Here is a 22,311-nt window from a genome sequence, read left to right as displayed (position 1 = left end):
TCAGTGGCTCGTCACCGCCAAGGACGTCACTGGTGTCGGCGCAGTGACTTGGGAGCCCAACGCCCTGAACCCGGAACCTGGAACCTGGAGCCCCTTCGAGATTAAGCGGATTATTCATCCCATACCGCACATGGTCCGGAAGCAAGTGGCAGAAATTTTGGACTGCTCTGCCATAGTCTTGCCCGAAAGCGAAGGCTGATTTACGATACCCGCACGGAAACATATCGAACGCTAGGAGAATATCGTGGGAGATTCGACAGCACCTCGAGATGGCGAGATGCAGGACCAAGAAAAACACGAGAATGAGATGTCGGACGAGAATCCTCGGGAAGAGCTCGCAGGGCCCAACCCCGATCCGTTGCAGGGAAACGTCACCGGTTTGGAGCCGGGCGGTGGAGTACCTCCCGGTGAAACGCCGCCCGCAGAAGGATCAATGAGTGGAGATCAGGGCCATCAGGAATAGAGAGTTTTCCTAGGTCAAGAAAACCTTTACCCATGTGGTTTGCGCTGGAACCGTTACAAGCGCAACCTGAAGGCCTCACCGATCGCCGCACAGTCTCAGCGCTTCCGATAGGCACCTCATTCTTCGCCTACCTGCCCATCGTGCCCGTCCCACCCACGCAGGTCCCTGCCCAACACAGTCGTCGCTGCGCCAAGGTACTACCTACCGGCGAACTCCTCGGGCATCTGCATCTTTCCCCTTCGCAAGGTGCTTCACTCAGGGCATCAATGTTAGGAGATATCGAGCAGTTGACCTGAAGAATCCGCAAAGTTGTATGATGTTTGGCGTGCATCCACATCCAGATGCTGAACGACGTCACTTCATCCGAACGGAGAAAAGTCATGGGATTCATTGGTTGGATTGTTTTGGGCCTGATTGCCGGGGCGATTGCGAAAGCAATCAAGCCAGGGGAACAGGGTGGCGGCTGGTTGGCCACCCTGTTACTCGGAGTTGTTGGTGCAGTGGTCGGTGGCTGGATCGGCTCCGCGCTGTTCCACGTGAATATCAACGAGTTCTGGTCACTGTCGACGTGGCTACTGGCAATCGGTGGTTCGTTAGTCGTCCTCGTTATTTGGGGATTGTTGACGCGCAAAAGGGCCTAGATTGCGCAGGTGGTGGCTCCAACCCTCTCGGTTGGAGCCACCACTCATTTCCCCGGCTTGCCACCATGGGGCGTCCGAGAACCTTCCTCTTCCGCATCCCATATCCAGCACATAGGAATCGAAGGGCTGTTGGGGCATCGCCCTAGGGATTACCGATTGCCTCAAGTTTTCGCATAGCGCCTACGGACGGTCCCGAAGCCAAAAATCTCCGGTAGATGTGAAGACAACACACAGCGCAGTTGTTTCCCGAAATGACAGCCTGCCGCCTCAGAGTCTCTTGGATATCTGGCCATAAACAACACTGTTTCGTTTCTTGTCGAGGGCCTGTCTTGGTATCGACCGGCTCGTGGAACGAACACGGTGCCAGACCGCCACGATCGGCCCGCAACGGGCGAGAGACCTCGAGGGTGAAAACGCGGACCTCTGGAGAGAGCACACCGACCACGTCCTGAAGCCGACCGGGGCGCCGGGGCTAAGACCCCGGACCCGCGCAGGATAATCCGGCAGGGAACAGGCCAGTGGACGGAACCTTTCCCGCTGCGGGAACGCGGAAGGAAGAAATGATCGACTACATCCCAAGCTACGGCGCATGCTACTCACGTGGAGACTCGTTCCGGCCACGATGGAAGCAAGCATTTCTCTTACAGACCCCGCGAAGCTACAAATGACAAATAGAGGGCCGTAAACCGTTCGATCAAGACGCTTGCACACCCTTGGGTCAGCGGGTGGAGGTTGGCCATTAACTGCCTCGTTGCGGATAGGAATAAAGTATCGGCCTGCATCACCCATGACTGGGCGACCGGTCGCAGCCCGGTTCAAGATGGGAATAGCACAACATTTTTCATGTAGCAGGTAGGCGATCCCCGCAGTACCAGGCGGACACCCCGACTGCCGTGAATCCCCTACTCGACAGGCATGGTGTCGCTTGGTACTCCGAGAGTAAGAAAATGGACCCAGACGAGAAAGACTGGGTCAGAATCCGAGTCTTCCCACGTGGGCGGGATTGGCAAGACTTTGAGTGCGCCGCCTACCTAAATCAGCAAGCTCCGTTGTATCCGCGGAACGTTCCACGGCTCCGGTAGATACCTAGACGCGCATTACGACGACGTGGAACGATGGCACCGGGCCTACCTGTACGTTTCACTTTTCTCTCACGCACCGTGAAACGAGCTAGATATTTCCAGCCCCCCTGACCGAGGAGCAGCAGTTTCCATGGCGAGATTTCGAAAAATAACCCACAATATCGTTGATAATGGGCAATCCCTGCCACAGTGGCAGAAGACGCATGCACCGCCACCCGCATTACTGGCCATTTCGGATTCCCTTCCCAACCGTTTCCTGGCCCAGGACCGCGCCCGGGGCCTTTACCTCCACCGCCACCGGGGCCAGACCACATTCCTGATCCACCGCCAAACCCCCGTCCCTTTGCCAAGCCCGAAGCCAATGCCCAGCCAGCGCAACGGCCTAACTGAGGTCTGAGGCTAGTGCGCTCGAAACTACGTGGGGTTTATTATCCGCAGCAGCCGGTTTGCCCTCGCTTTTAGGGGGCCGATGGCAACCTGAGTTTGCTGCGGCAGATTCGGTGTCTTGGCACATTGTTCAGCGGCACCAGACATGATTGGGAAGGACCTCCAGTGTTCGAAGCACCCAGCATCGTTTACGCGGCAGCAGGTGCTGCTGTCTTCGCCGCCGCGGTACTCCCCCGCATACTGAAGCGCGCTCCAATCTCGATGCCGATGGTTTTTTTGGCTGCCGGAGCTCTGGCATTCGGCCTCTTGGATGTACTTCCTACCCCCGACCCCGTCCAGCACCAACAATTCACGATGCACCTCACCGAGGTGTGTGTCATTGTTTCGCTCATGGGTGCCGGCCTTGCACTAGACCGTCCGATGGGGTTGCGTCGGTGGGCGACAACATGGCGCATGATCGGTGTGGCAATGCCACTGTGCATCATTGCCCTGACACTGCTGGGGTTATGGTTGCTCGGCCTAGGTTTAGCAGGCGCCCTATTGCTTGCCTCCGCGCTAGCTCCCACGGACCCCGTGCTGGCTGCAGAGGTGCAAGTCGGTGAACCCGCGGACGAGGAAGAAAAGATGGGGCAAGAAGACGAGATCCGGTTTGGCCTCACCTCCGAAGCCGGCCTCAATGATGGCCTCGCATTCCCGTTTGTTTACTTGGCTATCGCCCTGAGTTTGGCCGGCTACAGCTCCGGGGCCTGGTTTCCGGAGTGGGTCGCCATCGACGTACTGTGGCGGATCGGAGTTGGTGTCCTAATGGGATGGGCCACGGGCAAGCTTTTGGCTACGGTGTTCTTCAGCTCACGGCTCAAAGCCGCCAGACTTGCCGAACACGCGGAGGGGTTCGTGGCTCTGGCCGCGACGTTTCTCGCCTATGGAACTGCGGAAATGCTCGAGGGCTACGGCTTCATCGCTGTGTTCATCTGCGCAGCAACGATCCGGGCGGCCGAGCGTACCCATGGCTACCACCAGGTCTTACATGGCTACATCAAGCAGTTGGAACGCCTGATGACCGTCTTCGTCTTGGTTCTATTCGGAGGCGCGATAGCGCGAGGACTGTTCGCCGGGATTGGCTGGCCCGATGTCATCGTTGCCTTGGCCTTCCTACTCCTGGTCCGTCCACTATCCGGCTGGATCGCGCTGAGCGGCGGAAAGACCGGCCCGTGGGAGCGCACCGCCCTCGCATTCTTCGGCATTCGCGGGATTGGTTCCTTCTACTATCTCGCCTACGCCTTGGAAGCCGGTGCCTTCGTCGGCCAAGCGGAGCGCCTATGGGCCGTGCTGGGACTGGTGGTTGCGATGTCCGTTGTGCTGCATGGGGCGACGGCCTCGCCCCTCATTAACAGGCTTGACAAGCTTCGCCGGCACGAGGCATTTCGGCGTTTCGGAGACGGGAATCAGGCCCCGAAAACTTCCATTTAGCCTATCATCCCAATTGGGATCCCCTTCCCATGGAGTGTTGCTCTTCAGCCTCTTCAGCCTCTTCGCGCCCATCGACAGTGCATCCGTAGGCCGCGCTCTGGTCTCCTCGCTGTCGACATAGCTTGTGAATGGGTCATGCGTCAGTGACTTCGTTTCGCCGCAGAGCCGCTCCAAGGTTTCGAGGCGATCGCATGCGCTCTGGTAGGCGGCCTGGTGGGCAGGAAAACTTGTCGAACGCTGGTCCACCATCACCAGTGAGTGGATGGCCCCGCCTTAGCTAGGCGGGTAAGGCTGGTTGTTTAGGAGGACTGCCAGATGTACGGTGTTGCGAACCGATATGCGCGTTGCATTCGCAGTCACCTCGGGGGTACTGTCCAAGTCCTGGTAATCGGTGGTGTGCATCGCTTCTCCCACCCAATAAGTTGCACCTTGGGCGGGGACTGTGAACCCGACTTCGCCCAGCCCTTGGGAAAGATCCGCGATGACATGGTGTGCACCGTCTTCGTTTCCCACGACGGCAACCATGGCGACCTTGTCAAACAGGATGGGTCGGCCCTGTCCATCGGTCTGGGACAGTTCGGCGTCCAGTCTCTCCAGCACCCTCTGAGCCAAGCTGGAGGGGTGACCCACCCAGATCGGGGTGGCAAGCACCAGTATTTGTGAGCCCAACAGTTTTTTCCGAATCGCGGGCCAGGCATCCCCATCTCCCATATCGATCTGAACCCCTGGTTTAACATCATGATCGGCGAGGCGCAGTATCTCACTTTGTACCCCTCGCGATGCAAATTCGTCGGCGACTTGGCTTGCCAGCAGGTGGGTGCTGGACGGCCATGGCGACGCCGAGAGCGTGCATACGAGGATGAGGGCATTCATGGACGCATCGGGCATGACTCCAGTGTGCCCCTCAGGTTAGCTGGCGCCAGAGCGCAGGCTCCCCACATGCTTGAATATTGCGGCAGTTGAGATTCGCTACTTTTTCCGCATGGGCCACTCCTCCTTCGCCTGGCAAACAGTGAGGAATCGGCGACGCCCCCTGAAGGTTATCGCCTTAACTGAATGGATCTGCCGCGAGAGGCCGTGCCGGCCCCTTGCGGGTGAACGCTGGGCGCGCCGACATTGCCCGACGTCCGTTTTCGGGGTCTCGAATGATGGTGCGTGCTGGCCAGAGGTTGCCGGGCATACGTACCCAGCCGAGGCGGCAGCGCGTAGCGTTAAGGGGTGATACGCATGCCAGCGACCGTCAGAAGGTTTAGGCCGTCAGTTCCTGGTTCGCGTCGTCAATCACCTGTCGGAGACCACCTTGAGCGAAGCTTTCCCGCTGTCGACGGGCACCATTGCCGACCCGCGCCAAGCGTTCGAATCCGGAGACGACGAAGTCGCTGTCTCCATTGCGGGCCAAAGCACCCTGAATATGGTTCAGTAACTCCGTGAGCAGGAGATCTGTGGTGATTGCGTGCCCGGAAGCTGGGAGTACTTGGTTGCCCTCCATTCCGTGTTTGGCCGCTTGCCAGTAGGCGAGATCGAGCACCTCTGGAAGCAGGTTTTCGTCCGATGGTTTGGTGTGTAGGCAGGTGTCAACCAGCGCCCGCACAATTAGCGCCAGCAATACCGAGTCCTCGGAACGCAATTGGGCATCGGAGATCCGGATCTCAACGGTGGGATACCGCGTGGACAAGCGTGCCGCCCATCCGATGTGTCCGTTATCCAAGACAACATCCGAGGAAAGCAGTGAAGCCACCCTGTTTTCATAGTCACGGGCATCTGCAAAATGAGGTTGCAAGCCTTGCACGGACCAACGCCGGTAATGGATGCTCCGCCAAGAGGCGAAACCGGTGTCCGCACCGCGCCAGAACGGCGAGTTCGCCCCAATCGCCATCAGCAGCGGTAGCCAAGGGCGCAGCCCATTCAGCGCCACGACACCGGATTCGGGATCGGGTATGGACACATGGATGTGCAGGCCAGAAACGTATTGATCGCTACTGATCCCCGGAAGAAACTCGTGGAGCCGAAGGTAGCGTTGCTCATCGGCGATCCTCGCCGCCTGAGCAGGGATCAGTGGGACGGTTCCCAAGCTCACGGGCATAAGATCTAGGCCTTGCACGGTGCGTGCCAGTTCCTTGCGGAATTCGCGCAACAATGCCAACGCTCCAGCACCGTCCGAGCACACCGGGGTTGCGGATTCGACTTGGCATGCCAGGAATTCAGGCTGGGTGGCATTTCCTGCGGCATTGATGGACATCAGCATGTTGGAAGCAGCAGCATCAGGGACCGCCGGCAACCCCGTTTCCGGGTGAAGCAGGAAAAATTCTTCTTCAATGCCAAAGGTGCTCATCGGAAACCCTCCAAAAGTAGAATTCAGGAAAACGGTGGGTGAGACTCTTATTGACTGCGGTGAGACTGTCTGTCTCGGGACGCTCCGGCGAGGTACGCGATTCTAACTATTGCCCCTTGACCGGCCTATTGACTCTTGTTGGTCCTGCCTGCGCGATCCGGGTCGCGAACCACGCCCTCGTTGTGTCGCGCGGAGGGACTACACGTCCGTATCCACGGTGGTTGCCCGACCGGATTCGGTCGTTCCACTACCGCTTGGGTGATCGCTTGCAGCTTCAATGAGCAGCATAGGATGGGCCACATTATCTGCCCGTTTGACTTGCTGTTTCCCACTTCGGCTGCTGGGTTCGCCAAACGGGCTGAGCAGATTGGGCATGGTATCCCTCCGCATTTCATGGCTTGGGCGACTGCACGGATGACGTTCGGCTTATCGCGGGGGTTTCGTGTTTTCGGGTTCGTCAAACGGAAGTAGCTTATGGGTGCCATCGCAAAATGGCTTGATCTTTGACCCTCCACAGCGGCACAGTGCAACGGTTCCGCGGTGTGGATCGATCGGTTCCCCCTCGCCATCGACCATGTCGAAGTTCCCGCGGAGAAGCAACGGACCCTGGGGACAAACGGTAATTTGGGCACGTGCGGATTCCGCACTCACGTTAGTGCTCGACTAACTGCGAGCAGGGAACTGTGGCCCGAGCGCCAAGCGTCCATTTGCCATTGGCCCACCAATCCATCGAGCAGGACGACCGTGGCGGCTCCGAAAAACACACTGTCTACCAGCGTCGGGTCTGCCTCGATGAGTCCCCCCGCCAAGTCTCGACCGGCGATCTGCTCGTGGACAGCGTCAGCTTCCACGTGTTCATCGAAGTAAGCCGTGACCCCCGTATCAAATCCCAGTCGTCGGAACCCCCGAGCATACTTTGCATTCGGTATGGAAGAAGTCATTTCGTAAATCGCCAAATGCCCGCATGCAGCGCCGCGATGCCGACGATGAAGACCGAAGAGGGAAATGACATTTACCGATGCCAGCGTGATCGCTGGGATCATATCGATGTAGGCCCCGAAGTCGCTCTCGAGATCCACGCCTTGCATGGTGCGGGCAAACAACTCGGCATGGGTGCGACCAGGGATACCGCCCCCGTATTCATCGGTTTGGATCTCGACCAGCGCAGACTTGGCTCGTCCGGACAGTCGAGGAATCGCCCAAGTGTGTGGATCGGCTTCCTTAAGCTGGTAAATGGACTTGTGGACCAAAAATTCGCGAACTTGTTCCAAGCTCGCGTTGCGCGCCACATAGGAGGACACCGAAGGGCCCGTTGCATCTTGACTCATCGCAAAGAGCGCGTCAGCGACCGTTTGGGCGTTCGCGGAAGGTTGAGGAAGTTTCCCCAAAGCGTCTCGCAAACGGGTCTCGAACCTTTTTTCGATCCGGTTTCGTAGCGCCAGAAGCGGCGGATGCCATTCCCAGTCATCGGTGACCTGATCGAATCCCGAATAGTGCAGTTCATAGAGCACGAATAGGGCGAGCTGCAGATCCTCGCTGTAGAAAATATCGGTGTCGATGCGCAATGCTTCCTGAACTATGTCCTCGAAATAGTTCAGCTCCGGCGGCAACTCGTTGCTTGCCAGCATCTTGATAAGGATCTCGCTGAGCGGGCCACGCGCGGTGGGAAGATCTTGCATGATATCCCTTTCAACATTCGTTTTTCCGGCCAAGTCCTCAAGCCGAACTATGGGTTCAGGATTCCGTGAGGAAGCTTTCCGAGTTCTGAAAATGGTGGTGAAAACTACCGTAGTTCTTAGAGCCCGCCCCGACAACTACCGGCACTGAATGGCATAACTGGGCTTGGGAACAGTCCGGCGAGAGCGCCGCCAGCACGCCAGACAGTGGGTACACAAATTCCCAGGAAACATCAAGATTCAGGTCCTACATTAGGTTTTGTTCCTGTTGTACTCACTCGAAGGAGGACCCCATGGGTCTCGGAGACAAGATCAGCAACAAAGCGCAAGAGACAGCTGGCAAGGCCAAGGAAAAGCTCGGCGATGCGACCGACAACGAACAATTGCAGGCCGAGGGGACCGAAGACCAGGTCGAGGCGAAGACCAAGCAGGCTGGCGAGCACCTGAAAGATGCTGCCAAGGACGTAACAGGGCAGTAGCCGTCTGCCTATCGGTGAACAGCGATCGGCATAGTAGTTCAGAAAATCAGAAACCTAGATGCAGGAACGGGCGCACGAAGCAGCGGGAATGGGCTTCGTGCGTTCGGCCTGCCGTCGTAATTGTGCCGAAGAATCTTAGTCGTCAAGCTGTTGGGATTCCGGTGTTGCTGAGTGATTCTGGACATCGGCCCATGATAAGCCTCGCGAAAAATTTCGGGCCAGCCCGTCGTCTTTAACTGAGAGGCGGCGCACAAGGTCAATGACCGCCTTTGCACTCGTCACTCTGGGTGGCTTCCTTGGATATTTGAGCAACCCTCCCACCGGGCTGATCCAATATCTCATCGGTTGGCGCTACTTTGCCACTGCCTTTGCGACCAGAAGACACTTCAGGACACCATGGTGGTTTTCGCCCGGGGGTGGGATTCCGCCTTACGGGCTTGGGCCGTTGCTTTCCGGCCTTGATCCGGGGCGAATTCCAACATCGCGCCCCCTTTGTCGGTGTTGGATGGCCTTCCCCGTAGCCGATCCTGCACATAGGGTATGTCCATGATCCAAGCGCTGGCGCCCTCCGCCTACGTGGTCCTTGGCAGGTTCGAGTTGCAAGATTCGTCCTTGAAATGCCGAGAGCTCCGAAGAGAGGCATCGCAAACGTCGATCTCAACTGTCGTCGGCGGGCCGTATGCTTTCAGACTCTTCCCTGCATAGTGAATGATCGACTAGCATTCTTTGTCCCGAACGATCCAAGGAGCAGATGGTGGACCAGAGCCGAGCCATCAATCATAAGACCTATTCCAGCTACCTGAACGAGCATTATCTGGGTTCCGAGGGAGGCGTCAATGCGTTCAAAGCGGCCGCTGACACCTGGCAGGGAACTGCCCACGAAAGTGGCTTCAATTCACTGTGCCAACAGGTCATGGCAGACCGAGATGACCTCCGTCGAATCATGACTGCCCTCGGATATCGACCGCAACCATTTAAGCAGTTGCTCACGCACCTAGTGCGTTTGTTGGGGCGATTCAACCCGGTGAATATTTTGAGAAGAAGACGCACAGGGTTGTCGCAGGTCGAGCTCGAGGTGTTGGCGGGAATGCTGCGTGCCAAGCAGGCGATGTGGGAAACACTGTTGCTGGTCTCAGCCAAGGATCCGCGTTTGAATACCCTGCTGTTGCGCGAGCTGCATACGCGAGCGACCGATCAAATTGAACAAGTTCAATCAATCATCGAAATGACTTGGGAGGAACGCTTCCTTTTGGGCAAGGACAAGTAATCAGTTCCTAAGATTGATGCGCCTTTAAGCGAAGGAAGGCAACCGTGGCACATTCTGCAATAGTTATTGGAGCTGGCCCCAATGGCCTCACCGCGGCCGCGTTTCTGGCACGACGTGGCGTAAACGTAACGGTATATGAGCAAGCTTCCCAGGTGGGTGGCAGTGCCCGGACGGATACTATATTCGGGGCTGGGACCATCTCCGATGTAGGAGCGGCCGCGCATCCCTTTGCCGTGGGCAGTCCGGCGTTTCGGGAACTGGACCTTGAAAGCCATGGTTTGAAGTGGGTGTTTCACCGCTATCCGCTGGCGCACCCACTCGACGGTCGCGATTCAGTCCTCCTACATCAGGATCTACAGCTAACAGCCGAACAATTCGGTGTTGATGCCGCGGCGTGGCGCTGGCTACATGGACCCATTAGTTCCCACCCGCTCCAAGACCTCTCGAACGTCACCGGCCCCTTGCTCAGAATCCCGCCGCATCCCCTCTCCATGGCTCGCTTCGGCGCGAGGGCGCTGTTGCCAGCAGCCACGACCGCACGTTTGCTGTTCAGGACGGAGGGTGCCAAAGCACTGTTCATCGGGTCCGCGGCGCATTCGATGTTGCCTTTGGGCCATCTCTTTACCAGCGGCTTCGGGGCGCTTTTTGGTGGCCTCGGCCAATCTCTCGGCTGGCCGGTGGCTCGCGGTGGCACCGGGGAAATCATTAATGCGCTGGTGCTTCGGTTGACTGCCATGGGGGTGCAGATACACACGAATAACGCGGTAACCGATCTTCGGGAACTGCCTGCTGCCGACGTTGTTCTTCTCGACCTGACCCCGGCGCAGATCCTGCGCCTACGGGGCACCAATATTTCGCGCCGATACGCGTATTTTCTCCGGCGATGGAAGTATGGTCCCGGCGTTTTCAAGGTTGACTATCTTCTTGACGGCCCCATCCCTTGGCAAGACGAGCGGACCGTTCACGCCGGAACGGTCCACGTTGGAGGCAGCTTCGCCGAGGTAGTGGAATCGGAAAGGGACCTGGGGCGCGGCAAATTATCGTCCACGCCGTTTGTGATGCTGGCCCAGCCATCCTCGGTCGACCCACTCCGGGCACCGAAAGGACAGCACATGATCTGGGCCTATGCGCATGTTCCCGTGGGCTGCACGGCACCAGTGGGTACGTTGATAGACGCGCAGATTGAACGTTTTGCCCCCGGGTTTCGCGACCGCATCCTGGCACGACGGGAAATGTCACCGCAGGCCTTGGAGAGCTGGAACCCGAATCTTGTTGGCGGGGACATCGGAGGCGGTTCCCTGCGGGGGATGCAACAAGTTTTCCGTCCCACTCCCACGCTCAGGCCCTACAATACCGGCGTCCCTGGCCTGTATGTCTGTTCCTCGTCTACGCCGCCCGGAGCAGGGGTCCATGGCATGGCTGGTTGGAATGCCGCCGCTGCGGCGCTTCGTGACCTCGGCGCGGCGTGAAAGGCACCACTCCTGCTACTTCGTTCGATTCGAGCGGGCCGAAGGCAACTCCGCTTCAACAGTGCGTACCACTGAGATAGATGAATCCATGATTTGTTTCCACATCCCAAAGGTGAGTGGTCTACCCGTGACCGTAAGCATCAGTACTTCTATCACCCTGGCTCAGAGTGATCAGTCGCATCCGTAGAGTTGTTTACCTGAGCCTTTCATCGGCGGAACACCAAGGTCTGCGTATTGACTGCCACCGGGGTTCACTGCCCCTTATTGCGGGATACGAGTCTCGGCAAAGTGAACGTGCAACTTTCTTGAACCGGGAAATCCGGCGCAATGGCAGGGAGATGACCGGCACCGATGATGCTTCGATCCCACATTTCGACAAGGATGAGTCCACCAACAAGAACCGTGCCCGGTTCCTGAATCTAGACAAAGCCCACCCCGCCCGGAACGCTGCGCGCTTCCAGCATCACGCTGTTAAGGCAACTCCGTGATGCGCCGAACGTAAGTCCGTTCGGCAGTCGTGAGGACCGCATCGAATGCAACGGAATAAGGCTTCACCTTCTTAGTCCGACGGAGAGGCCACTGGCAAGCTGAAAACCAGATCTACGCTCGGTTCTTCGGGCATTAAATTACTCAAAGCAATCAAAAAACGTTCGAGGGGTCCGGGGCTGCCTGTCTTCACACAAGCTGCTCAAGGAATCTCACCGGTGAAGAGGAGTAACTGTTCAGCCGGGAAACAGCCGTTTCTCCTGGCTGGCGTATTCATTGAGCAGCTTCAAGGCACGCTCCCCCGCTATACCTTCTTTTTGCAGGGCGTTGCGCATCGTTGCGAGTTTTGCAGATTTGTGAGGGAGAGGCGGAAGCAATGGGACCGATGCGTCAGTATGCACATCAATGACGACAGGCCGATCTGCTGAAAAAGCTAGTTCCCACGCACTTGCCACAGCAGACGGGTCATCGACCTCGATTCCTCTAAGTCCTAGGAGAGTGGCATAGTCGGCAAAGGGAAATTGTGGGAGTCCCTGGGTTGGGGCATATCTCGGATCACCCTCGGTTTCGCGTTGTTCCCAGGAAACCTCGGCCAGATCGCCGTTGTTGAAAACGCAAACAACGAATCTGGGATCCTTCCACTGCTTCCATCGGTCAGCGACCGTAATAAGCTCGGCTATCCCGCTCATCTGCATACCGCCATCGCCGGCCAGCACCACAACGGGCCGCCCAGGACGCAACAATTTTGCCGCCACGCCATACGGGACCCCGCAGCCCATGCTGGCTAGGGTGCTACATAGCTGGGCAGGAACACCCTCGGGAAGCAGCAGTTGCCTGGCATACCAATACACGCAACTCCCCACATCCAAGGCCAATTGCGCGTCCTCGGGGAGAACGGTGCAGAGCTCACGCACGACGCGTTCGGGGTTGACGGGTTGGGCGGGTGTCAGTGCACGCAGCCGGCTAAGTTCACGCCAGGCAGAAACGTGATCTCCGACCTCCCGTCTCCAAGATTCCCTCGCTTCCGGCACTGTCGCGAGTCTCGGACATAGCGCACGGAGGGTTTCGGCAGCGTCGCCGACCAGAGCCACCTCAACGGGGTACCGGTTGCCGGTTTGCTGTGCCGAAATGTCGATCTGGATAGCGCGCGCCGTACCAGGATCTGGGTAGAACTCGGTCCAAGGGTCATTGGAACCGACGATGAGCAGAGCATCACAACGGCTAAGCACTGACGCGCTTGCGGAGGTGCCGAGGTGTCCCATGACCCCGGCGGAGTGCGGCAGGGATTCATCAACATATGGCTTTCCCAGCAGGCTGGTAACCACCGCAGCACCCAGCGTCTCCGCCATCTGCGCTACCTCGGCACGCGCCAGACGCGCCCCCTGGCCCACCAGCATCACAATGCGCTCGGATTCATCAAGTAACGCAGCAGCCGCATCCAGTCGTTCGTCTCTGGGAAGGACGCGGGGTGGTTCCCACTGGGGCGCAGTGGGCATTTCCGCGTGCCCTCCGCCCGGGGAAGCCTCGGGCTCTTGCTGCACATCATGCGGGATGATGACAACGCACGGCGAGGAGGTGGCCAACGCCGTGCGGAATGCGCGGTCGATCACCCCCGGGACCTGTTCCGGTGCCGAAATCTGCTCGCAATACGCGGAAGCAACGTCTTTGAACATGGCCAACAAGTCGATTTCCTGTTGATAGCCGGAGCCAAGAGCGGCGAGATTCTGCTGACCGACGATCGCCACCACGGGAATGCCGTCCAACTTCGCGTCGTAGAGGCCATTGAGTAGGTGTACAGCACCGGGCCCCTGAGTCGCGACCATGACGCCGATGCCGATGTTCCTCTTGTTTCCTTCCTGCCTCCGAGCGCTCGAGCCACTGCCGTCGAATTCAACACCGTATTGGCCCAGGGCATACTTCGAATGCGCCACCGCCATGAAGGCGGCGTTTTCCTCATGGCGAGCCTGGACGAATTCCGGCCCGTCCTCGCTACGTCGCAGAGCCCCAAGAAAGGTGTTGATGCCATCGCCGCTATATCCGAAAATCCGGGATACTCCCCATGCCCGAAGTCGATCGACCATCGCGTCTGCCACCAGTCGGTCAGCCATGTCTTGCCCCTTTCTCCGGGATCCCTTATGAGGGTCCCGCTACCGCTCTCAAATCCTATAATTCCGTGTCAACACGCCCGGATTCCATTTGCCGTAAGCTGCCAAACCCGGCCTGTCAGGGTCCGAGTTCTTTTCACCGAGTACTGGTGCGAAGTTATGGGCACTACCACCGGCGTCATTCGTCCAGGGCGCCTTGCCTGCTTTTCGTGCACCTGTTCACATTTGTCTGTCCGCGCCGATTCGAGGTTGGTCCCTGCATCGGCACCTCTCGGCATTTCCCAGTTTTGAGCAGGCCTCCGTACTCGCACAGACCTCGTCGGACAATCCGGGAAAAATGATCCATCCGGCGGCTGATGGGTTTGGTCCGGAATCTTCTCCTAGAGCTGCCGCAACATAAAGATCTTTCCGAAGGCACTGAGCGACGGGCTCGGCCGCGGATCCACCCGGACCATTTTCGTGGTCCGATCTGCCGACTACAGTCTTCATTCGCTCCGATCTCGTCAGATGAACCGTGTCAACCGGAAATTAGCCTGTGCGCTTGAAGCCGCCACGCAGGGATCTGTTCCAGTAGGGCTGCGGTTGTTTCGAGTTTCTGCCGATATTCGTTCTTGAGCAGCGCGAGCGTGGTGTTCGCAAAGTCAGGATCCGCGGAAGCGATAGCGTCTATGGCTAAGGCCGCTCGGATGTCAGCGGCATAGGCATCACTGGCTGTTGCCGCGACGCACGTATGGGAGGAGACACCGGAAATAACCACTGAATCGACATGGCGCCTATGCAGTTGATTCAAAAGGTCTGTGCCCCAAAACGAACTGTCTCTGTGCTTGATAATTTCAATCGAATCTGTGGTATCAAGCCCGGAGACGTTGTAAGTCTGCATTGTGCCTTCGAACAGAAACCCTTGGTCGTCATCGAGCATGCTCAACGTCCACGTCGATTTGTCTCTCTTATGGATCGTGCGGACATTGAACACCGGCATGGAACCCCCACGAGCCGCGGCCACCAGATCGTTACAGTGGCCGACCAGACGTTTCTGTTGAATTTTCAGCTCTGGGTCCTCAAAAAATGCGTTCTGCATATCGACTAGAACCAATGCTGTGCGTTTGAAATCGCTAGAAATTGTAGCCATGGCCACCGTGCCCAATCAGATACGAAAAATTTGGCAAGTGCTTGAACTCTTCACCCTAACCGGCGCGCCAGCGCCCCGCAATGGCAGGACATGAATCTTTGCTAGGGTCACTCTGGGGTAGCAATTTGCTCCCGGATCACGGTGACTGTGGATTTCCCTAAGGGGCGCAGGGCAAGCGCACTTTTTCGAAACGCATCCCGGGGACCGGAGTCACGCGCGGGCATGAATGGCGTGCACATGGGTACCCCAAGAGATGTTTTGCAGAAAGTGACGTCACGAATCCAAGAGTGCCTCCGCTGGAAAAGTTGCCGCCCGGGAAATGGGACGCTATGCGGCTAGGTATTTAGAGGCCGTTCACCGCTTGGGTGGCGTCAACGCACCGTCGGTACCCGGTGTTCGTTAGTTCGGGGAGGTGCTGAAATGATCTCTTTGCGCGTACCTAGAAATCAAGGAACTTCAAATTCCGGCAACGCGGACTGGTGAACCCGTCTCGAGCATTGGAGGCCCCCAAAAAATGCGGAAACGACATTAGACATCTCGCAATACTCCCGTCAGTCGTAGCTAAGAAATTTAGAAATCCGGTCCAACAGACTCTTGAATGGTCCGGAACCGCGTGCTCTCATTGACGAGTAGGCTTCGCGCCGATTCCCCGATTCCCCGTCGTGGTTCGGTGCGCTCAGGAGTTTATTGAAAGGGCAAGGTCATGCTGGTTCCTGAAGAGCTCAAATCCCTTCTAGAGGCCCGGGCTAAGGTCTTTGGTTCTGACGGCAAGAGAATCGGAACCCTTAGCCGCACCACACGCAATGATCGAACCGATGTCCCGCAATTCGCCACAGTGCGTATGGGATTACTCGGAAGCACCGAACGTCTCGTGCCGCTCCGCGAGGCGGAAGTATCCAATGGGAACCTTTACGTGAGATTTCCCCGGGACTGCGTGAAGCGCGCACCCGTGATCGATCCCGCCGGCGTTCTTAAACCAAAAGATGTGCAATGCCTCTACGGCTACTATTCACGCGCACGCCCGAGGAATCCGCGCTCTAAGGTCGACGCCGATCCAGTCAGATCCGCCGTCGATCCCGGCTCGTGCCCCGAGATATCCCAGTCAGAACCGCATTCCGCGCCGAGGCAAGCCTGCGGCGGTCGTAAAGCGACCACCCCCGGCAGACCAATTCAACGCACTGATCATTCTGGACCCTAGTAGCCAGCCACTCGTGGACCCAGTTGCTCGCACACCTTGGACTACTTCGCCCCGCTTTTGACCCTCGACAAACGACGCGACGGCCTCGACTGCAGGCACTTTAGACCAGATTCCCGGCTCGGCAGCGACGCTTTCTTAGTGCAATTACACCCTCGGAATAGGAAGACCGGGATGCTGTCGGCTGGGAAAGATCGACTGAGAGGTGGCCCGCACCTACTCCCCCTCCGCGGGCGATGATCCAGCATTAAACGGAAGAACCTGGCGGCACTCGAAAGCCTCGCCTAAGGACGCGAACCAACACCTTGATAAGAACTCCAGACCACCGACCGAGCCGAAAAGGAGACACCATGAAGGCCTTGACTTGGCAGGGCAAGCGAAAGATCGAATACTCTCAGGTCCCCGATCCCCGGATCGAGGAACCCGGCGACATCATCATTAAAGTGACTTCCAGCGCCATCTGCGGATCAGATCTACACCTGTACGAACTCATGGGCCCGTACATGCACCCGGGAGACATTCTGGGTCATGAACCCATGGGGATCGTGGAGGAGACAGGACCTGCGGTCGTCAGGGTCAAGGTAGGCGACCGGGTAGTCATCCCCTTCAACATCGCGTGCGGCCACTGCTGGATGTGCGAGCGGGGGCTCCAATCCCAATGCGAGACCACTCAGGTCCGTTCTCAGCAAAAAGGCGCGGCCCTCTTTGGCTACTCTGAACTCTATGGCAGCGTGCCGGGTGGCCAAGCGGAGTACCTTAGGGTGCCACATGCCGACTACGGGGCGGTTGTGGTTGGCCATGAGCTGGCAGACCACAGATACCTTTTTCTATCGGATATCCTGCCCACGGCCTGGCAGGGCATTGAATACGCAGCGGTCCCCGAAGGAGGAACCCTTGCCGTGTTCGGCCTCGGGCCGGTGGGCCAGCTGGCCGCCCGCATCGGAGTCCATCGCGGGTACCGGGTCATCGGGGTGGACCCGGTGGCAGAGCGACGCGCCATGGCAGGCAGACATGGAATCGAAGCTCTGGACTTCGACAAGGACACCGCAGCCCGTTTGCAGGAGGAAACCATGCGGGGCCCGGATGCCGTGCTTGATGCCGTGGGAATGGAAGCCCACGGCTCACCAGGTGCCAAGCTCATGCAACAAGCCACCGGGATACTCCCCGACGCAGTCGCCCAAAAAGCCTTGGAGAACCTCTCCATGGACCGCACCGCGGTCCTACATGCCGCCATCGCAAGCGTGCGCCGCGGCGGCACGATTTCACTCAGCGGCGTGTATTCAGGGGCGGCAACGCCCATGCCGATGCTGGAGATGTTCGACAAGCAGATCCAGCTCAGGCAGGGACAGTGCAACGTTCGCCGGTGGACCGAGACGCTGCTGCCTCTAACCGAGGATCCCACAGACCCACTTGGGCTTGATGACCTGGTGACCCACACCGCGCCGCTGTCCCAGGGCCCAGAGCTCTATGCAAAGTTCCAGAAAAAAGAAGACGGATGCATCAAGGTTGTGCTTAATCCTTAACACCCCAATGCCCAATGCCCAATGGAAGTGAGAAGAAAATGACAAATACACCGTCCGAAGCCTCTGCCGCCGGAGAAAAGAACCCGAATGTCGTTGCGCACCACCCGCAGGGCGAGTCCCTCACCAGCAGCCAGGGGACACAACTTCGGGACACCGATCATTCGCTGAAGGCGGGCCCCCGCGGCCCGGTGCTGTTGCAAGACCACCACCTGCGAGAAAAAATCACCCACTTCGACCACGAACGCATTCCAGAACGGGTGGTCCACGCGCGTGGGGCCGGTGCCCACGGGCACTTCACCAGCTATGGAACGGGGGCGAAGATTTCGAGTGCCAACTTCCTGAAAGAAGGGGCAGAAACCCCAGTCTTTGTCAGGTTCTCCACTGTTGCCGGGTCACGCGGCTCAGCCGACACGGTCCGCGACACCCGTGGATTTGCTACGAAGTTCTACACCGACCAAGGGATCTTTGACCTCGTGGGAAACAATATTCCGGTCTTCTTCATCCAAGACGGAATCAAGTTCCCCGACGTCGTCCATGCCGTAAAGCCCCACCCCGACTTGGAAATACCCCAGGCCCAATCGGCTCACGACACCTTTTGGGATTTCGTTTCTCTGCACACCCAAGCCCAAGCTCACACCATGTGGTTCATGAGCGACCGGGGCATCCCGCGTTCCTACAGGATGATGGAAGGTTTCGGGGTCCATAGCTTCCGGATGATCGCCGAAGACGGCTCAACGTCACTGGTGAAGTTCCACTGGAAACCAAAGCTCGGAGTGCATTCCCTGGTCTGGGAAGAAGCCATGCTCACCAACGGGGTGGATCCCGACTTTCACAGGCGTGACCTAGCAGACGCCATCAGTGCCGGAACATTTCCGGAGTGGGAACTGGGTGTGCAGGTTTTTCCCGACAACGAGGAACAAATGTTTGAGGGTATCGACCTGCTGGACCCCACCAAGTTCGTGCCTGAAGAACTCGCCCCGGTCCAAATGCTCGGAAAGATGGTCCTAAATAGGAACCCCACCAATTATTTCGCCGAGACCGAACAAGTTGCCTTCCACCCCGGCCACTTGGTTCCGGGTATAGACGTTACCAACGATCCCCTATTGCAGGGCCGTCTCTTCTCCTACATCGATACTCAACTGACGCGCCTGGGCGGGCCGAATTTTTCCCAGATCCCTGTCAACCAACCCCACGCACCGGTCAATGACATGCTGCGCGACGGGATGCACCAGACTTACATCCATGAAGGAGTTGCACCGTACCACCCGAACTCATTGGATGGTGGATGCCCCTTCATGGCTAGCGAGGCACAAACCCTGGCCCGGCCGTTCATCGATGTTCCCGAACACGTCGCCGACTCCCTGAAGCAGCGGGGGAATCCGGTGAGCTTTGAGGACCACTTCAGCCAGGCTCGCATGTTCTACATGAGTTTGAATCCAACCGAACAGGCTCACGTGCGTCAGGCATACTCCTTCGAACTGGGCAAATGCGCGAGTGATGAAATACGCTCGCGGCAACTCAAGGCCTTGGCCAACATTGATGCTGAGCTTTGTGCAGGAGTCGCCCACGCCCTTGGCCTACCAGCGCCCCAAGCTAGTCTTGAGATCAACGACCCTGTGGTGTCTCCTGCGGTGTCACAAATCGGTGCCAGTTGGCCCGTGGACGGGCGTGTGCTGGGGATCGTGGTCTCCCATGCCACCGCCGCATCCACGGTTGAGAACCTGGTCGCCGGGGTCAACCGTGCGGGAATGAAGCCCTTGCTGCTGTCGCCAGTCGGAGGGACTCTTAAGGACGGTTCGCCTGTTGACCGAACGTTGCTCACGGCACGATCCGTCGAATTCGATGCACTGATCATTGCCGAGAACTTGCAACAGGGGGCCGATGCGCAGGTCGACCTAGACGCCAAGGCCGGAACTCCTGCCGTCCGAGGATCGGACCGACTGGATCCGCGATTCGCGCTCTTGCTCCAGGAATGCTATCGGCAATCCAAGGCCATGGTGTGGGTCGGCAATGGTCAGGCCCCCTTCGAGGCCGCAGGGCTCCCGCAGGTAAGCGCCGGCCTGGTGAGCGAACCGATCGAAGATGCCGTGGCCACGACGGCCTCCTTCCTGTCCACCCACCGAGTGTGGGAACGGTTCGGCTCCCAACCATAAGAATGACAGACGGACCATACGACAGCTCCTCGATACGGTGCCTGTTTGCCGGGTCTCGGAAAGGCCCAGCAAACAGGCGCCGCCCCCTTACAAGCGCGAAGGCGGTGGTTAGACATCTACGCACAACGACGACAAAGGGAATCGTGCAACGGGTTGGCGCTTTTGTCCGATAGCGCGCAAACTCTCCCAAGCCTATTTTCGTGTCCACGCTGGGCGATAGACCGGCAAGCCGGTGCATTGGCGGCTTCTTTCACGTCTTCGGTGTGTCACCGGTCGCCCGGACCTCGGCCTTGCCACGGGCTTCCGCCATGCCCGGCACAGCTTGAGTCCCGTTCTCGGCACCTCGCTACGTCTTCTGGTTCGACATGCTGGCCTCGGCGCAGTCCGTGTCTGTCCTTTTGCAAGATGGAAGATTGGTTCTGCGCGCACATGGCGGGAGGTCGCCAACACTGCGAGGATGGCGTTCGTGGGCTTCTTGCGGTCCCATCGTGGTGATCCCTGAGCTTGGCAGGGGTTTATGGGGACAAGAGGAACGTAAAGGACCCCAACGACATGACCGGAAACAAACCCACGATGCCAGCGACTTGTCCGCGCAAGGCCGAACAGCTGGCCCGCTATGTACGGTACCGAAGGGAAATGATTAACACATGGTTCTTTTGTGCACCACTCAACGACAGCCAGCAGAAGTCGTTCGAAGCGCCGGGGCTGATGGACGTGCCACCACAGACGGGTGCATGCTGGCGTGCTGTCCCACGCGATGTGGCCTTCCTACGTCAAACCGAACCGCGCAGCGTTCTGAGGGCACCACATGTCCCCTGCGTTGAGGAAGGAAACCGTGGTCGGTATGATCGCTGATCCCGGTTTGCCCATGGCTCTCGCCCGGAGACTTAAGGTGGCACTTGAGAATTTTCTGGGGCAGGAGTTGGACAACGACACCAACTGGGTGGTTGAAACGGAAGATTTTTCGCTTCCCGTCGACAGGCAGGGGGAGGTCGAGCTCACAATTCACGCGAGTCAACTCAAGGATTCCTACGGCTGGGACTACGTGGTCTATCTGACCGATCTGCCCAAGTATGAGCACGGTGAACCACTCATTTCCAGTGTAAATGCAGCCTCCGGGTCCGCCGTGGTAGTTTTGCCGTCTCTGGGGTTCCTCCGGAAAAGACGGCTGATTCGGGCGGTACTGCAGGTACTTGCCGTCCTCCACGGAGTGCGGGATCCGTATCTGCTCAGCGGTGGCCGGGTATCACCTAGAACGGATCCGCTTCAGGTGGAACGGCGGATCGAGGCTGCCGATGTCAATGACGACGCCTTTGAAACGGCCAAGGGATGGCGGGGGCGGGCACTGCTCCTGCTGGGCATGGTCCGCAGCAATCGGCCGTGGCGTTTAGTACCGAGCCTTTCCACGGCCATGGCTGCGGCAGTCGCGACCGGGGCCTTCGGTGTCTTTTACACCAGCATCTGGAGCATGGCGGATTTCCTGCCGCCCTTGCGGTTGGCTCTCATCTCCATCATGTCCGTTTTAATCATGGGCTCTTGGCTGGTTCTTCACAACGGACTTTGGGAACTTCCGACGGGAGGGCCTCAAAGAGAGAAACGGGTGATCTACAACTTGGCAACGCTGGTAACCATATTCGCAGCAGTCCTGTTGATGTATCTTGCCCTGTTTCTGGTAATCCTCGCCGGCTCCCTGATCATTATCGATAATCAGTATTTGGCGATGCAGCTTGACCACGAGGTAGGCCTCGCCGAATATGTGAACCTATCCTGGCTGGCAGCATCACTGGGAACCGTGGCCGGTGCCGTCGGCTCGAGCTTGGACGACGAGGAATCGGTGCGCAGGGCGACCTTCAGCCGGCGCGAATTTGAACGGCGACAGATTACCTTGGCGCCGGGTAAGGAGCGCGAGGGCTGAGGTCCACGGATAGCCGGGGCAGGCGGTTCCCGAATATCCCGTCCCGGACCCAAGGAAACGTCCACACCGTGCCGCACCTCCATCCGGTCGGCCCTTGTCATACTGCGGATTTCAAGTCGCTGGTGGGCGCTGGGCGGGCGGAAAATTGTTGCTTCGTGGGGGCCGGTGACCTCTTCGCGAGGCGAGCAGCGTTTCTCCGGCGCAAGACCCATTCCCCGCCGCAAAGCACTCGGATCCGACGGCACCATCTGCGGCGGCCTCGCGGTGTCCAGTAGTCGCAAAATGCGGCGAAACCACTCGGTGCTCGTCCCACAAGCCGCAACGAGGTGGCCTCAGGCGCGGAACAGCTTCCGGTGATCCTGGCTGCGGCGGACCCCACGCTTTCCACCGTCGTTCCCATCGACGTGCCCACTTCGATGGCCACCGGGGAAGCGAATCACGTTGGGAAAATCCCGGGCCTTCCCGTGGGTCTCAGGTTCCGAATCTGACTTGGGTCTTGGGGACCCGGTTGATGAACAAGCGAGGGCTTTACGCGCCCC

Annotated in this window: 15 protein-coding genes; 9 read left to right on the top strand and 6 right to left on the bottom strand. The window is 58.5% G+C overall.

The features are described from left to right. Positions 1 to 277: 277 nt before the first annotated feature. From KUF55_RS18735 to KUF55_RS08975, 3 genes are all read left to right on the top strand, one after another. Positions 278 to 463 (top strand): DUF6480 family protein, encoded by a 186-nt coding sequence (locus KUF55_RS18735; protein ID WP_132360939.1) that lies wholly within the window; start codon positions 278 to 280, stop codon positions 461 to 463. Between the two features lie 380 nt (positions 464 to 843). Beyond that, the gene (locus KUF55_RS08980; protein WP_218818629.1) at positions 844 to 1,104 is read left to right on the top strand and encodes a GlsB/YeaQ/YmgE family stress response membrane protein; all 261 of its coding nucleotides are present in this window, start codon (positions 844 to 846) and stop codon (positions 1,102 to 1,104) included. Positions 1,105 to 2,738: 1,634 nt separating this feature from the next. Continuing rightward, positions 2,739 to 4,043 (top strand): sodium:proton antiporter, encoded by a 1,305-nt coding sequence (locus KUF55_RS08975; RefSeq protein ID WP_218818628.1) that lies wholly within the window; start codon positions 2,739 to 2,741, stop codon positions 4,041 to 4,043. A 273-nt stretch (positions 4,044 to 4,316) separates the two neighbouring features. On the opposite strand, the gene KUF55_RS08970 is transcribed toward KUF55_RS08975, so the two are convergent. The 4 genes from KUF55_RS08970 to KUF55_RS08955 all read right to left on the bottom strand — a co-directional run bounded on the left by KUF55_RS08970 (position 4,317) and on the right by KUF55_RS08955 (position 8,054). Next, positions 4,317 to 4,931 carry a flavodoxin family protein gene (locus KUF55_RS08970; protein ID WP_218818627.1) on the bottom strand — a complete coding sequence of 205 codons (615 nt, stop codon included), beginning with the start codon at positions 4,929 to 4,931 and terminating at the stop codon, positions 4,317 to 4,319. A gap of 361 nt (positions 4,932 to 5,292) precedes the next feature. Then, the gene (locus tag KUF55_RS08965; protein ID WP_218818626.1) at positions 5,293 to 6,375 is read right to left on the bottom strand and encodes a YbdK family carboxylate-amine ligase; all 1,083 of its coding nucleotides are present in this window, start codon (positions 6,373 to 6,375) and stop codon (positions 5,293 to 5,295) included. Between the two features lie 426 nt (positions 6,376 to 6,801). Beyond that, positions 6,802 to 6,951, bottom strand: a complete 150-nt coding sequence (locus KUF55_RS08960) for a CDGSH iron-sulfur domain-containing protein (protein ID WP_370630972.1) — start codon at positions 6,949 to 6,951, stop codon at positions 6,802 to 6,804. A 71-nt stretch (positions 6,952 to 7,022) separates the two neighbouring features. Next, a complete protein-coding gene (locus tag KUF55_RS08955; RefSeq protein WP_218818625.1) occupies positions 7,023 to 8,054 on the bottom strand; it encodes an iron-containing redox enzyme family protein in 1,032 nt (343 codons plus the stop codon). A 290-nt stretch (positions 8,055 to 8,344) separates the two neighbouring features. Here KUF55_RS08955 and KUF55_RS08950 point away from each other — a divergent pair, with 290 nt between their 5' ends. The 3 genes from KUF55_RS08950 (at position 8,345) to KUF55_RS08940 (ending at position 11,266) form a co-directional block, all read left to right on the top strand. Beyond that, positions 8,345 to 8,530 (top strand): CsbD family protein, encoded by a 186-nt coding sequence (locus KUF55_RS08950; RefSeq protein ID WP_218818624.1) that lies wholly within the window; start codon positions 8,345 to 8,347, stop codon positions 8,528 to 8,530. 754 nt (positions 8,531 to 9,284) lie between these two features. Continuing rightward, the gene (locus KUF55_RS08945) at positions 9,285 to 9,797 is read left to right on the top strand and encodes a hypothetical protein (RefSeq protein WP_132364021.1); all 513 of its coding nucleotides are present in this window, start codon (positions 9,285 to 9,287) and stop codon (positions 9,795 to 9,797) included. A gap of 44 nt (positions 9,798 to 9,841) precedes the next feature. Beyond that, the gene (locus tag KUF55_RS08940; protein ID WP_218818623.1) at positions 9,842 to 11,266 is read left to right on the top strand and encodes an NAD(P)/FAD-dependent oxidoreductase; all 1,425 of its coding nucleotides are present in this window, start codon (positions 9,842 to 9,844) and stop codon (positions 11,264 to 11,266) included. 722 nt (positions 11,267 to 11,988) lie between these two features. Here KUF55_RS08940 and KUF55_RS08935 read toward each other — a convergent pair. Together KUF55_RS08935 and KUF55_RS08930 are read right to left on the bottom strand one after the other, a co-directional pair. Then, the gene (locus KUF55_RS08935) at positions 11,989 to 13,860 is read right to left on the bottom strand and encodes a thiamine pyrophosphate-binding protein (RefSeq protein ID WP_218818622.1); all 1,872 of its coding nucleotides are present in this window, start codon (positions 13,858 to 13,860) and stop codon (positions 11,989 to 11,991) included. Positions 13,861 to 14,374: 514 nt separating this feature from the next. Further along, the gene (locus tag KUF55_RS08930; protein WP_132363958.1) at positions 14,375 to 14,986 is read right to left on the bottom strand and encodes a cysteine hydrolase family protein; all 612 of its coding nucleotides are present in this window, start codon (positions 14,984 to 14,986) and stop codon (positions 14,375 to 14,377) included. A 1,545-nt stretch (positions 14,987 to 16,531) separates the two neighbouring features. Here KUF55_RS08930 and KUF55_RS08925 point away from each other — a divergent pair. From KUF55_RS08925 to KUF55_RS08915, 3 genes are all read left to right on the top strand, one after another. Then, positions 16,532 to 17,704, top strand: a complete 1,173-nt coding sequence (locus tag KUF55_RS08925; protein ID WP_132363956.1) for a zinc-dependent alcohol dehydrogenase — start codon at positions 16,532 to 16,534, stop codon at positions 17,702 to 17,704. A 14-nt stretch (positions 17,705 to 17,718) separates the two neighbouring features. Then, positions 17,719 to 19,857, top strand: coding sequence for a catalase (locus KUF55_RS08920; protein ID WP_218818621.1), 2,139 nt, complete (start codon positions 17,719 to 17,721; stop codon positions 19,855 to 19,857). A gap of 844 nt (positions 19,858 to 20,701) precedes the next feature. Further along, positions 20,702 to 21,772 (top strand): hypothetical protein, encoded by a 1,071-nt coding sequence (locus tag KUF55_RS08915; protein ID WP_255557401.1) that lies wholly within the window; start codon positions 20,702 to 20,704, stop codon positions 21,770 to 21,772. Positions 21,773 to 22,311: the final 539 nt, after the last annotated feature.

It is taken from the genome of Paeniglutamicibacter sp. Y32M11 (assembly GCF_019285735.1).
Taxonomy (GTDB): Bacteria; Actinomycetota; Actinomycetes; order Actinomycetales; family Micrococcaceae; genus Paeniglutamicibacter.
Note: the sequence above shows the minus strand (reverse complement) of the source record. Positions and strands in the feature narration are given on the sequence as shown.